We start from the raw sequence: 12,691 nt of genomic DNA on the forward strand, positions 1-12,691 counted from the left end.
CAGATGACCAGTCCCAACCCCGCCGCCAAGCGTTCGCTGCGCGAGCGCTTCGACGGCGAGCGCATCCTGCTCGGCCTCGCCGCCCCGGTGCTGGCCGTGCTGCTGTCCGCGGTGATCTGCGGCGTCCTGCTGGCGATCTCGGGCAAGAACCCGTTCGACGCCTTCCAGGTGATGTGGGATTACGGCACCGCCTCCGACGGCCAGGTGCTGACCCTCAACCGCACCACCACGTACTACATCGCCGGTTGCGCCGCCGCGTTCGGCTTCCGGATGAACCTGTTCAACATCGGCGTCGACGGCCAGTACAAGCTGGGTGCGCTGTTCGCCGCGTACGTCGGCAGCCAGGTCGACCTGCCGGCCGTGCTGCAGATCCCGCTGCTGCTGGTCACCGCGATGCTGATCGGCGGCATGTGGGCCTCGATCGCCGGTCTGCTGAAGGTCTACCGCGGCGTCAGCGAGGTCATCTCGACCATCATGCTGAACGCCATCGCCACCGCGGTGGTCGGCCTGCTGCTGGTCCCGGGCATCTTCGCCCCGGGCAACGGCGGCGGCAGCAGCAACGCGATCCAGACCGCGCCGATCTCGCAGTCGAGCCACTTCTTCGCGATCCCGACCGCGGGCGGCGACCTCTACGGGTTCCTCTTCATCGCGATCGTCATCGGCGTGGCGTTCCAGTTCACCCTGAGCCGCACCAAGTTCGGCTTCGACCTGCGCGCCACCGGCCGCTCGGAGACCGCCGCCAAGGCGTCCGGCGTCAACGTCAAGCGCATGGTGATCACCAGCATGGTGGTCTCCGGCGCGATCGCCGGTCTGATCGGCCTGCCCGAACTGATGCAGCACTCGTACTACTTCGGCCAGAGCATCCAGCCCGGCCTCGGCTTCATCGGCATCTCGGTCGCCCTGCTCGGCCGCAACACGCCGATCGGCATTGCCTTCTCCGCCCTGCTGTTCGCCTTCCTCGACGTCGCCGGCACCCGCCTGCCGCTGAGGGGTGACTTCCCGCAGGAGATCGTCGCCGTCATGCAGGGAACCATCGTCATCTGCGTCGTCGTCGCCTACGAGCTGGTGCGCCGCTACGGCCTGAAGCGCCAGCAGCAGAAGGTCGGCGCCGAACTCGCCGCCCAGGCCGCCGCGGCCGCCAAGAAGGAGGTCTCGGCGTGAGTACCGCCACTGCTGTGAAGTCCAAGACGGGTGGCGCCCCCGCCAAGCGGCGCAAGCTCACCTGGCCGGTCGTCCTGCTGCTGATCGCGGGCGCGCTGGTGCTGTTCTCCGCCGTCGGCGCGATCACCGGCAACCACGGTCTGACCGCCTCCGGCCAGATCGCGGCCGCGCTCAGCTCCGCCGTGCCGATCGCCATGGCCGGTCTCGGCGGTCTGTGGTCCGAGCGGGCCGGCGTGGTCAACATCGGCCTCGAAGGCATGATGGTCGCCGGCACCTTCTTCGGCGCCTGGGGCGGCTACCTGGTCAGCCCCTGGTTCGGCCTGGTGGCCGGCATGATCGGTGGCGCGCTCGGCGGCCTGCTGCACGCGCTGATCACCGTCACCTTCGGCGTCGACCACATCGTCTCCGGCGTCGGCATCAACCTGCTGATCCCCGGCATCTGCGCCTACCTGAACCGGATCTACTACAAGGACTACGTGTCGGCCGGTGCCGGCGCCAACCAGTCCCCGCCGGCCGACCCGCTGCCGGAGATCACCATCCCGGGCCTGTCGTCCGGGCTGCTGAACATCGAGAAGCACCACTGGTTCCTGGTCTCGGACGTCTCCGGCATCCTGGCCGGCCTGGTCACCCACCTGTCGGTGGTCATCGTGATCGCCGCGGTGCTGCTGGTCGGCAGCTACTTCCTGCTCTGGCGCACGGTGTTCGGCCTGCGGCTGCGCTCCTGCGGCGAGAACCCCACCGCCGCCGAGTCGCTGGGCGTCAACGTCTACAAGTACAAGTACTACGCGGTCATCGCCTCGGGCGCGTTCGCCGGCCTCGGCGGCGCGTACCTCTCGCTGGTCGCGGCGCACTTCTACAAGGACGGCCAGACCCAGGGCCGCGGCTTCATCGGCCTCGCGGCGATGATCTTCGGCAACTGGATGCCCGGCGGTCTCGCCATGGGCGCCGGCCTGTTCGGCTTCACCGACAGCCTCCAGCTGCGCGACGCGGACAACGTCCACGTGCTGCTGCTGGTGATCTCGATCGCCATGGCGCTGCTGGCCATCTGGCAGTTCTACCGCCGGGTGTTCGTCGCCACGCTGGTGGCGATCATCGTGGCCGTCGGCATGGGCCTGTGGTACGCGCTGACCGACACCGTCCAGCGTCCGCTGATCGTGGCCACCCCGTACGTGATCACCCTGGTGGTGCTCGCACTGGCCTCGCAGCGACTGCGAATGCCGGCCGCGGACGGACAGATCTACCGCAAGGGCGAAGGCAAGTGACGAGCTACGACTGGGAGGAGCTGCGGGCGGCCGCGCGGTCGGCGATGTCGCGCGCGTACGCCCCCTACAGCAAGTTCCCGGTCGGCGCGGCCGCCCTGGTCGACGACGGACGCACCGTCACCGGCTGCAACGTCGAGAACGCCTCGTACGGGCTCGGGCTGTGCGCCGAGTGCGGACTGGTCTCGGCGCTGCACGCCAGTGGCGGCGGCCGCCTGGTGGCGTTCACCTGCGTGGACGGCGCCGGCGACCTGCTGATGCCGTGCGGTCGCTGCCGCCAGCTGCTCTTCGAGCACGGCGGGCCCGAGCTGCTGGTCGACCTGCCCTCCGGGGTGCGGCCGATGAGCGAGGTGCTGCCGGACGCCTTCGGGCCGGAGCGGCTCTAGTCTCCACCGTTGTTACGCGCGTAGAGTGTCGCGGGAGAGCAGGACATCCCGCGGCACTCTTCGCATTTCCGCAGCCTTCGCATTTCCGCTGCTTTTGAACCGTCTTTCTGATCCACCCTCCTGGAGCACACATGGACGCCCCCTCCGTCATCCGGACCAAGCGCGACCGCGGCGAGCTGACCGACGGCCAGATCGACTGGGTGATCGACGCGTACACCCGCGGCGAGGTCGCCGACGAGCAGATGTCCGCGCTGGCCATGGCGATCCTGCTGAACGGCATGAACCTGCGCGAGATCGGCCGCTGGACCGACGCCATGATCCGCTCCGGCGAGCGGATGGACTTCTCCGCCCTCGGCGTGCCCACCGCCGACAAGCACTCCACCGGCGGCGTCGGCGACAAGATCACCCTGCCGCTCGCCCCGCTGGTCGCCGCCTGCGGCGCCGCCGTCCCGCAGCTCTCCGGCCGCGGCCTCGGCCACACCGGCGGCACCCTGGACAAGCTGGAGTCCATCCCCGGCTGGCGCGCCCTGCTCTCCAACGACGAGATGATGACCGTGCTGCGCGACACCGGCGCCGTCATCTGCGCCGCCGGCGACGGCCTCGCCCCCGCCGACAAGAAGCTGTACGCGCTGCGCGACGTCACCGGCACCGTCGAGGCCATCCCGCTGATCGCCTCCTCGATCATGTCCAAGAAGATCGCCGAGGGCACCGGCGCCCTGGTGCTCGACGTCAAGGTCGGCTCCGGCGCCTTCATGAAGAACATCGCCGACGCCCGCGAGCTGGCCCGCACCATGGTCGGCCTCGGCACCAACGCCGGCGTCAACACCGTCGCCCTGCTCACCGACATGTCGGTGCCGCTCGGCCTCACCGCCGGCAACGCGCTCGAGGTCCGCGAGTCCGTCGAGGTGCTCGCCGGCGGCGGCCCCGCCGACGTGGTCGAGCTGACCCTGGCCCTGGCCCGCGAGATGCTCGACGCCGCCGGCGTCCACGGCAAGGACCCGGCCGACGCGCTGCGCGACGGCTCCGCCATGGACCACTGGCGCCGCATGATCGCCGCCCAGGGCGGCAACCCGGACGCCGCCCTCCCGGTCGCCAAGGAGCAGCACCAGGTCGTCGCCGCCTCCTCCGGCGTGCTCACCGAACTGGACGCCTACGCCGTCGGCGTCTGCGCCTGGCGCCTCGGCGCCGGCCGCGCCCGCAAGGAGGACCCGGTGCAGGCCGGGGCCGGCGTCGAGATCCACGCCAAGCCGGGTGCCACCGTGACGGCCGGTCAGCCGCTGCTCACCCTGCACACCGACACCCCCGAGCGCTTCGACTACGCCATGGAGGCGCTGGCCGGCGGCATCCGCATCGCCGAGCCGGGCACCGCCTTCACCCCGAAGCCGATCGTCCTCGACCGCATCGCCTGACGGCCCGCCCCTGCTGACGTACGCCGGGTCAGGCGTACGTCAGCAGCACGCCGGTGTCGATGGTCCACGGACCGACGGTGACGGTGTCGCCGAACGTGAACGGCGTCCGGACGGCGTAGCCGGGCTGATCGTGGACGATGCCCGTGCCCTTGCGCGGGTCGACCAGCAGGTAGAGGGGGATACCCATCGCGGCGTAGTCGCGGACCTTGTGGTCGTAGTCGTTCTCCGGGTTGGACTTGGAGACGACCTCCACGACCAGCAGCACCTCGTGAGGGAGCAGCGCGGGCTTCTCCGCCTCCAGCGCGGCCTCGGGGAAGACCATGAGGTCCGGATTGCGGAGCCGCCCGAGCCCGGCGTCCTCCAGGTCGGCGCCGCCGTGGGCGAGACAGCCGGGGTGGGTCCGCTCGATCTGCGCGTTGAGCTGCCGGGCGATTCGGACGACCGCGAGTTCGTGCCGGCCGACCGGGGACATCGTCATGACGATCCGGCCCTCGGCGATCTCGATCTTCCCCACCCCGGGCACCTCCGGCAGCTGATCGGCGATCTTCCGTAGCCGGGCGTATACGGCAGGATCGGTCCCCATGTCCGGAGTGTAACGACGAGTTGGGGCGGCCCGGGTCCGTCGCTCAGGCCGCCCGGGTCCGGGTCCGGGTGCGGGCCGGGGCGGTGGCGCGGCGGGCGGTGGCGGCCTGCCGGGTGGCGTAGAGGGTGACGCCGGCGGCCAGGGTCATCGCGGTGAGGCCGACCGCGGCCGCGCCGTCCCAGCCGGTGGCGTGGTACGCGTCGGCGCCGATCGTGCCGCCGAGGCTGTTGCCCAGGTAGTAGGCGATCAGGTACAGCGCCGAGGCCTGGGCGCGGCCGTGGGTGGCGGTGCGGCCGACCGAGGACGAGGCGGTGGCGTGGCCGGCGAAGAAGCCGGCGGTGATCAGCACCAGGCCGAGGAGCGCGGCGGCCAGCGTGCCGGCCAGCGAGAGCAGCAGCCCCGCGGCGGTGACGCCGATCGCCACGTACAGCGCGCCGCGGCGGCCGAGCCGGCCGACCAGCTTCCCGGCGCCGGCCGACGTCGCGGTGCCGACCAGGTAGACCACGAAGATCGAGGCGGCCATCGACTCGGGCAGGTTGAACGGCGCCGAGGTGAGCCGGTAGCCGACGGTGTTGTAGACCGCGCCGAACACCGCCATGAACAGCATGCCCAGCGCGTACAGCCGCAGCAGTAGCGGATTGCGCAGGTGCCCGGCGACGGTGCGGGCCAGCGCCCGGGCGTCCACCGGGGCGGGCCGGAAGTGCCGGGCCCGGGGGATCAGCAGCCGGAACGCCAGCGCGGCGAGCAGCGCCATCACGGCCGAGACGGCCAGCCCCCAGCGCCAGCCCCAGGCGGCGCCGGCCCAGCCGGAGACCAGCCGTCCGCCCATCCCGCCGATCGAGTTGCCGGCCACGTACAGGCCCATCGCCGAGGCCAGCGCGCTCGGGTGGACCTCCTCGGCGAGGTACGCCATGGCGGTGGCCGGCAGTCCGGCCAGCGCCGCGCCCTGGACGGCGCGCAGCACCACCAGGGTGGTCAGGTCCGGGGCGAAGGGCAGGGTCAGGGCGAGCACCGAGGCGGCCAGGGTGGAGGCGGTCATCACCGCGGTCCGCCCGTACCGGTCGGAGAGCGCGCTGGCCGGGAGCAGCGCCAGGGCGAGGCCGAGGGTGGCCGCCGAGGCGGTCCAGCTGGCCTGTCCGGGCGTCAGGTCGAGGTCCGCCGAGAGGAGCGGCAGCAGTCCCTGGGTGGAGTAGAGGAGGACGAAGGTGGCGATGCCGGCGGCGAACAACGCGAGGTTGGCGTGCCGGAACGCGCGGTCGCCCGGGCGGTGGCGGAGTTCGGGGACGGGGGACACGGCGCGGGCGTCCGCGAGGGACGCCTCGGTACTGGCGGGCTGCATGGCTCGACGTTAGGATCGCCGCCGCTGATGCGTCCAATACATGAATGCGGGATGATCGATACCGTGACGTATGACAGCAGCTCGCAGCCGGTCCGTCCCGTCGAGCTCGACCCGGAGGCGGATGTGCTGCGCCTCGCACCGCAGTTGGCGCAGTTCGCGGCGGTCGCCCGGCTGGAGCACGTGACCCGGGCGGCGCAGCTGCTCGGCATGGAGCAGCCCACGCTGTCCCGGGCGGTCGCGCGGTTGGAGGCCGAGCTGGGGGTGGACCTGCTGGCCCGGCAGGGCCGTACCGTCCGGCTGACCCGCGCCGGGCGGCTGCTGCTGGGCTCGGTGGAGCGGGCGCTGGCCGAACTGGAGCGCGGCGCCGACGCGGCCCGGGCCGAGGCCGACCCGGCGGCCGGCCGGGTGGCGTTCGGCTTCCTGCACACCATGGGGACGGACGCGGTGCCCGCCCTGCTCCGGGGCTTTCGCGCCGGGCACCCGCGGGTGCGCTTCCAGCTGGTGCAGGACTACGTCGCCGCGATGCTGGAGCGGCTGCGCGCCGGCGAACTGGACCTGTGCCTGGTCTCGCCGCTGCCCGACGCGCCGGACCTGACCGCCCGAGCCCTCGACGAGCAGCGGCTGCACCTGGTCGTCCCGGCCGACCACCGGCTGGCCGGCCGCCGCCGGATCCGGCTCGCCGAGGTCGCGGACGAGCCGTGGGTGGCCGTCGAGGAGGGGTACGGGCTGCGCGTGATCACCGACGGGTTCTGCGCCGAGGCGGGGTTCGTGCCCCGGATCGCCTTCGAGGGCGAGGAGGCCGAGACCCTGCGCGGCCTGGTCGCCGCCGGGCTCGGGGTGGCGCTGCTGCCGCCCGCGCTGGTACCCCGGCCCGGGGTGGTGGAGCTGGAGGTCACTGCCCCGCGGACCCGCCGGGCGATCGGGCTGGCCTGGGTGGCCGGGCGGCCGCTGACCCCGCCGGTCGAGGCGTTCCGGGACTTCGTGCTCTCCCGCCGCGGGCGGCTGCTGGAGCACGACTGAGCGGGGACGCGACCGAGCCGGGACACGACCGAGCCGGGGCGCGGCGTGCGTCCTCGGGCTGCTCCGGATGCGGTACGGCTGCGGCGCGGCCGGCCGGTCGGCGCCCCGGCCGCGCGTAGCATCCAGGCGTGATCAACGGTGCGCATGTGATCGTCTACAGCCGTGACGCCGAGGCCGACCGGGCGTTCCTGCGGGACGTGCTGGAGTGGCCGCACGTGGACGCGGGCGGGGGCTGGCTGATCTTCCGGCTGCCGCCCGCCGAGGTGGCGGTCCACCCGGCGGACGGGCCGTCCCACGAGCTCTACCTGATGTGCTCGGACCTGGCCGCCACTATGGAGCAACTGGCCGCCAGGGGAGTGGAGTTCACTGCCCCGGTGAGCGAGGCCCGGTGGGGCCGGACGACCGCCCTTCGGCTGCCGGGCGGCGGTGAGGTCGGGCTGTACGAGCCGCGCCACCCCACCGCGCACGGCGGCTGAGCGTACGCGCCGCCGGGTGTCAGCCGGCCAGCACCCGGCCGAGTCGGTCGAGCACGTCCGGCCAGCCCCGGCCCATGCCCTCCAGCGCGGTCCGGCCGAGCGGGGAGGCCAGGTCGAAGCCGGCGTGCTCCAGGAACAGCCGGGTGCCCTCGCCCTCCGGCGCCAGCCGCCAGGTCAGCGTGGTGTCGAGGGAGCCCTCGGCGAAGGAGTAGCGCAGCATCCGCTCCGGCTCCACGGCGAGGACCATGCAGGGCTGCTGCCCCCAGGGGCCCATGTCCAGGGTGAAGCGGTGGCCGACCTCGGCGCGGACGTCCCCGGCGGCCCACCAGCGGGCGTGCTGCTCGGGGTCGGTGAGGGCGTGCCAGACCCGGGCGGGCGGGTGCGGGAGGAAGACGTCGAGGTGGATGGCGGGGGAGTCGGGGGAGTCGGGGGAGTCGGTCATCGGGATCCGTCCGGGTCGGGGGAGTCGGCGGGGCGGGGGACGTCGTCCGCCTCGGCGTCGAGGAGGGCGCCGAGGGCGTCCAGGCGGCCGCGCCAGTAGTTCTCGAAGGGGTGCAGCCACCGGCCGACCTCGGCCAGCGGCCGCGGGTCGAGGTGGTAGTAGCGCTTCCGACCGCGCGGCTCCTCGCGGACCAGGCCGACCTGGCGCAGCACCTGCAGGTGCTCGGAGACGGCGGGACGGCTCAGGTCGAACCGTCCGGCCAGATCGCCCGCGGCGCGGGGACCGTCGAGCAGGGCGTCGAGCAGTCGGCGGCGGACGGGGTTGGCGAGTGCGCTGAAGACGTCGGGGGCCACGCCGGGACGATACGTCGGAGATTTCCGACAGGTCAAGCGTCGGAGAATTCCGACATGAGATGACTGGTGTGGCGAGTGGGAATCTACGCGCGTAGGAGCTACACTCCCGCAATGGAGAAGCAGATCCCTGCCACTGCGGGCACGACGGCCCCGCGCATTCCCACCCCCGAGCAGATCGCCCGCGCCCCCAAGGTGCTCCTGCACGACCACCTGGACGGCGGGCTCCGGCCCGAGACCATCGTCGAACTGGCCGCCGCCTGCGGCTACCAGGGCCTCCCCACCACCGACCCCAAGGAACTCGGCGTCTGGTTCCGCGAGGCCGCCGACTCCGGCTCGCTGGTCCGCTACCTGGAGACCTTCGCGCACACCTGCGCCGTCATGCAGACCCGTGACGCGCTGATCAAGGTCGCCGCCGACTGCGCCGAGGACCTGGCGGCCGACGGCGTCGTCTACGCCGAGGTCCGCTATGCCCCCGAGCAGCACCTGGAGGGCGGCCTGACCCTCGACGAGGTGGTCGACGCCGTCAACGAAGGCTTCCGCCTCGGCGAGGCCAACGCCCGCGCCAAGGGCCACCGGATCCGGGTCGGCACGCTGCTGACCGCGATGCGCCACGCGGCCCGCTCCCAGGAGATCGCCGAGCTGGCCAACCGCCACCGCGACCACGGCGTGGTCGGCTTCGACATCGCCGGAGCCGAGGCGGGCTACCCCCCCACCCGCCACCAGGCCGCCTTCGACTACCTCAAGGGCGAGAACAACCACTTCACGATCCACGCCGGCGAGGCCTTCGGCCTGCCCTCGATCTGGGAGGCCCTGCAGTGCTGCGGCGCCGACCGGCTCGGCCACGGCGTGCGGATCGTCGACGACATCACCGTGCACGAGGACGGCTCGGTCGAGCTCGGCCGGCTGGCCGCGTACGTCCGCGACAAGCGCATCCCGCTGGAGATGTGCCCGACCTCCAACCTGCAGACCGCCGCCGCGACCTCGTACGCCGAGCACCCGATCGGGCTGCTCAGCCGACTGAAGTTCCGGGTGACCGTCAACACCGACAACCGGCTGATGAGCGGCACCAGCATGAGCCAGGAGTTCCAGCACCTGGTGGACGCCTTCGGCTACACCCTGGGCGACATGGAGTGGTTCACCGTGAACGCCATGAAGTCCGCCTTCCTGCCCTTCGACGAGCGGCTCGCGATGATCAACGACGTGATCAAGCCGGGCTACGCCGAGCTCAAGGCGGAGTGGCTGTTCAGCCCGCGCGGCTGACACCTGCCCGGATGGGCGCCGGGCTGTCGCCGAGAGCCCGGCGCTCATCCGACTAATCAGTCGAGTGGGTGACGCTCCTTTGATCCTCACGAGTCCGTGTCACTACGGTGGGCCAGTCATTGATGACTCGGCGTAGTGGTGGGCGTCCCTCGGACGCGCGCCGGTGCGTCGTCCCGACCAGGACTCGAGGACGAACACATGAAGCAGGCCACTCTGAAGGCTGCCGGTACGGCCGCGCTGGGCGTCGCGATCGCCGCCGTCGCCGCGGGTTCCGCCTCTGCCGCCGCCCCTGGCGGTCTCGGACTGCCCACCAGCGCGCTCACCAACCCCGGTCTGGCGGGTGCCGCCACCGGCGCGGTGTCCAAGGTGCCCGGTGCCGACTCGGTGACGCAGGTGGCCGGCACCCTCAACCCGGGCGTGGCCAACTCGCTGGCCCCGGCGCCGGCCGCCGCTCCGGCCCAGGCCGCCCCCGCCCCGGCCGCCCCGGCGCCCGCCGCCGCTCCGGCCCAGGCCGCCCCCGTTGCCGCGCCCGCGCCGGCAGCCCCGGCCGCGCCGGAGATCGCCGCCCCCGCCACCGACGTCCCGGCGATGGACGCCCCGGGTGCCGAGCGGGTGCCGGCCGCGGCCCACGCGCCCGCGGCCGCCAACCGGATCGGCGGGCTGGACTCCGTCCCCGGCGGCCAGGGCCTGGCCAAGACCCCGGTCGGCGGCGTGGTCGGCACCCTCAGCAGCCTGAGCCCGACCGGCGGCGGCGCCCCGGGCCTGCCGGGCCTGGGCGGCTGACCACCGGCCCCACGCGTACGGCCGAGGGCCGCTTCCCGCACACTGCGGGAAGCGGCCCTCAGCCGTCGGCACACCGGCACCCGCCGGTCGCGGATCACGGCTCCTGGGGGAGCACCAGCCAGAGCGCCAGGTAGATCAGGAACTGCGGGCCGGGCAGCAGGCAGGACAGCAGGAACAGGATCCGGACGGTCCACGGGCTCAGGCCGAAGCGCTTGGCCAGCCCGGCGCAGACGCCGGCGATGACGCGGTTGTGGCGGGGGCGGGCGAGCGAACTCATGACGACTCCGAGGTCTGGTACCCGGCCGGTCCCTCCGGCGGGTGTGATTCCATCCTCCCCGCGCCGACCTGCGGATTCGTCAGCCCGGAAGCCGATCCCGACCCCCGAAGTCCGCCCGGGGTCGCCCGCCGCCGGTCTCAGGGTCGTCTCAGGGCAGGACCCCGACCTCGGGCCGCGGGGCTCCGGTCATCACGCCGTCCAGGCATCCGTCTTCACACCGTCCACGCATCCGCTGCGAGCCCGTGGAAGCGGTCGGCGCCCGGGTGCCGACCAGGAGCGCTGGAACCGGGCCGATGGTCCGTCACCGCTCCCGGTGCCGGACGGTAGTTGCCGGACGGCGGGGCGACTGCCCGGGCGAAGGGTGTGCGCCGGTGTCCGGATCGCGCTTTTGGTGGCATGTAAAGGCCGGGTAATCGGCTCCGGGGTGCTGTCCGGGAACCTGGGAGCCGGATGAGAAAGTGTGCCCGCCGCCCGTGCGTTCGGGGCCGGGCCGTGCGTGACGGGGTGCCGCGCGGTGGCGCCGTGGGCGAGCGACACCACAGTTCTCTCGCAAAGGATCGTCATGCGTCTTTCCCGGCTGCTCGCCGCCGCCCTGGTCACCTCGGTCGCCTCGGTGGGCGTCGCCGCCTGCGGGCCCACGGAGGAGAAGAAGAGCGCGGACGCCGCCCCGGCCGCGGCCTCGCCGTCGCCGAGCGGTGCCGCCGCGCTGTCGGCGGCCGACCTGATCAAGAAGGCCGAGGAGGCGAACGCCAAGGTCACCTCCGTGAAGCTGACCTTCGACGTGACCTCGGAGGGCACCCACGTGTCCGGCACGGTCGCCGAGGACAAGTCCGGCAACTGCGTGGGTCAGGTGAGCCAGGGCGACCAGGGCGGCTTCGACCTGATGCGCTCCGGCACCACGGTGTGGCTGAAGCCGGACCAGGTCTTCTGGGAGAAGTCGATCGGCGCCGGGACGTCGAAGACCATGGCCGGCAAGTGGCTGAAGGGCGGCGGGGACAACGCCGCGGTCAAGGGCATGGCCACCTTCTGCGACATGGGCCTGGAGGCGCTGAAGCAGCTGGGCAAGAAGGAGGACGGCAGCGACGACACCGCCGGCGCGGTCAAGGGCGGGACCAAGCAGGTCGGTTCGGCGAACGCGGTGGTGATCACCGACAAGGACGGCGACACCTCCGCCGAGATCGCGATCGCCGCCGAGGGCGAGCCCTACCTGCTGGAGATGACCGTCACCGGCAAGGAGCCCGCGACGATGACGTTCACCGACTTCGAGAAGCCGGTGACGGTCACCCCGCCGCCGGCTGCCCAGGTGGTCGATGCATCGAAGTACCTGAAGGGCTGAGCACGGCGCTGATCAGCGGGCCCGTCGTCGTACCGGAGTTCGGTGCGGCGGCGGGCCCGTCGGTCTTTGCGGCCCGGTCGGCCCGGTCGGCCCGGTCTGCGCGGGCGGGACGGTGCGCGGACAGCGCCCGCAGCGGCGGGAGCACCAGCAGGTGGCAGAGTGCGGCGCCGACCGTGCCGAGCAGGATGTCGTCCACGTCGAGGACGTGGCCCGGGGCCCAGCCCTCGATGATCTCCAGGCCGGTGGCGAGCAGCGCGACCGCGCCGGTGGTGCGCAGGAAGGACGGCAGCCAGCGGGTGTGCAGGCGTCCGCCGGCGAGCGGGATCAGCACGCCGACCGGCGCCAGCGGCAGCAGTCCGGCGGCGAGGCGGCGGACCGCGGCGAACCCGCCGAGGTCCAGCGCGTGGTGGACGGAGGCCAGCGGGGTGAGGTTGGCGGGCTCGGTCCAGCTCACCGGGACGGGGCGGAGCGAGAGCCAGGTCAGGACGGCCAGGTGGACGGCCAGCAGCACCCGGGCCACCGTGCGGAGCGGACGGGACGCTCCCGGCCCGGTCGCCTGCTCGGCAGGCCGGTCCTCGACGGGAATTCCGGTTCGCGCGGTGGTGCC

15 protein-coding genes are annotated in these 12,691 nt (G+C 72.9%); 9 read left to right on the forward strand and 6 right to left on the reverse strand.

What is annotated here, in order from left to right; translation table 11 throughout:
* Positions 1 to 3: 3 nt before the first annotated feature.
* From FHR36_RS15295 to FHR36_RS15310, 4 genes are all read left to right on the forward strand, one after another.
* On the forward strand, positions 4 to 1,161 hold the full coding sequence (locus tag FHR36_RS15295; RefSeq protein ID WP_253797635.1) for an ABC transporter permease: 1,158 nt from the start codon (positions 4 to 6) through the stop codon (positions 1,159 to 1,161).
* The gene (locus tag FHR36_RS15300) at positions 1,158 to 2,423 is read left to right on the forward strand and encodes an ABC transporter permease (RefSeq protein WP_253797637.1); all 1,266 of its coding nucleotides are present in this window, start codon (positions 1,158 to 1,160) and stop codon (positions 2,421 to 2,423) included. The genes FHR36_RS15295 and FHR36_RS15300 overlap by 4 nt, the downstream gene beginning before the upstream one ends.
* Entirely contained in the window at positions 2,420 to 2,806 is a 387-nt protein-coding gene (locus tag FHR36_RS15305; RefSeq protein ID WP_308199353.1) for a cytidine deaminase, read from the forward strand. Before FHR36_RS15300 ends, FHR36_RS15305 begins: the two co-directional genes overlap by 4 nt.
* A 131-nt stretch (positions 2,807 to 2,937) precedes the next feature.
* The gene (locus tag FHR36_RS15310; protein WP_253797643.1) at positions 2,938 to 4,215 is read left to right on the forward strand and encodes a thymidine phosphorylase; all 1,278 of its coding nucleotides are present in this window, start codon (positions 2,938 to 2,940) and stop codon (positions 4,213 to 4,215) included.
* A gap of 28 nt (positions 4,216 to 4,243) precedes the next feature.
* On the opposite strand, the gene FHR36_RS15315 is transcribed toward FHR36_RS15310, so the two are convergent.
* The gene (locus FHR36_RS15315; RefSeq protein WP_253797644.1) at positions 4,244 to 4,798 is read right to left on the reverse strand and encodes a Uma2 family endonuclease; all 555 of its coding nucleotides are present in this window, start codon (positions 4,796 to 4,798) and stop codon (positions 4,244 to 4,246) included.
* A gap of 43 nt (positions 4,799 to 4,841) precedes the next feature.
* Complete coding sequence (locus FHR36_RS15320) at positions 4,842 to 6,137, reverse strand: MFS transporter (RefSeq protein WP_253797645.1); 1,296 nt, start codon at positions 6,135 to 6,137, stop codon at positions 4,842 to 4,844.
* Between the two features lie 63 nt (positions 6,138 to 6,200).
* Here FHR36_RS15320 and FHR36_RS15325 point away from each other — a divergent pair, with 63 nt between their 5' ends.
* The gene (locus FHR36_RS15325) at positions 6,201 to 7,157 is read left to right on the forward strand and encodes a LysR family transcriptional regulator (RefSeq protein WP_253797646.1); all 957 of its coding nucleotides are present in this window, start codon (positions 6,201 to 6,203) and stop codon (positions 7,155 to 7,157) included.
* A gap of 128 nt (positions 7,158 to 7,285) precedes the next feature.
* Positions 7,286 to 7,633 (forward strand): VOC family protein, encoded by a 348-nt coding sequence (locus FHR36_RS15330; protein WP_253797647.1) that lies wholly within the window; start codon positions 7,286 to 7,288, stop codon positions 7,631 to 7,633.
* A gap of 19 nt (positions 7,634 to 7,652) precedes the next feature.
* Here the strand turns inward: FHR36_RS15330 and FHR36_RS15335 are convergent, their stop codons facing one another.
* On the reverse strand, positions 7,653 to 8,075 hold the full coding sequence (locus FHR36_RS15335) for an SRPBCC family protein (RefSeq protein WP_253797648.1): 423 nt from the start codon (positions 8,073 to 8,075) through the stop codon (positions 7,653 to 7,655).
* Positions 8,072 to 8,428: an ArsR/SmtB family transcription factor gene (locus FHR36_RS15340; protein WP_253797649.1), complete on the reverse strand. Its 357-nt coding sequence runs from the start codon at positions 8,426 to 8,428 to the stop codon at positions 8,072 to 8,074. Before FHR36_RS15340 ends, FHR36_RS15335 begins: the two co-directional genes overlap by 4 nt.
* 111 nt (positions 8,429 to 8,539) lie before the next feature.
* Between FHR36_RS15340 and FHR36_RS15345 the strand changes: the two genes are divergently transcribed.
* Positions 8,540 to 9,688 (forward strand): adenosine deaminase, encoded by a 1,149-nt coding sequence (locus tag FHR36_RS15345; RefSeq protein ID WP_253797650.1) that lies wholly within the window; start codon positions 8,540 to 8,542, stop codon positions 9,686 to 9,688.
* A gap of 198 nt (positions 9,689 to 9,886) precedes the next feature.
* On the forward strand, positions 9,887 to 10,471 hold the full coding sequence (locus tag FHR36_RS39335) for a hypothetical protein (protein ID WP_301330252.1): 585 nt from the start codon (positions 9,887 to 9,889) through the stop codon (positions 10,469 to 10,471).
* Between the two features lie 94 nt (positions 10,472 to 10,565).
* Here the strand turns inward: FHR36_RS39335 and FHR36_RS15355 are convergent, their stop codons facing one another.
* Positions 10,566 to 10,748 carry a PspC domain-containing protein gene (locus FHR36_RS15355; RefSeq protein ID WP_253797651.1) on the reverse strand — a complete coding sequence of 61 codons (183 nt, stop codon included), beginning with the start codon at positions 10,746 to 10,748 and terminating at the stop codon, positions 10,566 to 10,568.
* 562 nt (positions 10,749 to 11,310) lie between these two features.
* On the opposite strand from FHR36_RS15355, the gene FHR36_RS15360 reads away from it, so the two are divergent.
* A complete protein-coding gene (locus FHR36_RS15360) occupies positions 11,311 to 12,084 on the forward strand; it encodes a hypothetical protein (protein ID WP_253797653.1) in 774 nt (257 codons plus the stop codon).
* Here FHR36_RS15360 and FHR36_RS15365 read toward each other — a convergent pair.
* Entirely contained in the window at positions 12,029 to 12,604 is a 576-nt protein-coding gene (locus FHR36_RS15365) for a VanZ family protein (RefSeq protein WP_253797655.1), read from the reverse strand. The two genes, FHR36_RS15360 and FHR36_RS15365, sit on opposite strands and share 56 nt — an antisense overlap.
* Positions 12,605 to 12,691: the final 87 nt, after the last annotated feature.

This window comes from Kitasatospora cinereorecta (assembly GCF_024172095.1).
In the GTDB taxonomy this organism is placed as follows: domain Bacteria; phylum Actinomycetota; class Actinomycetes; order Streptomycetales; family Streptomycetaceae; genus Kitasatospora; species Kitasatospora cinereorecta.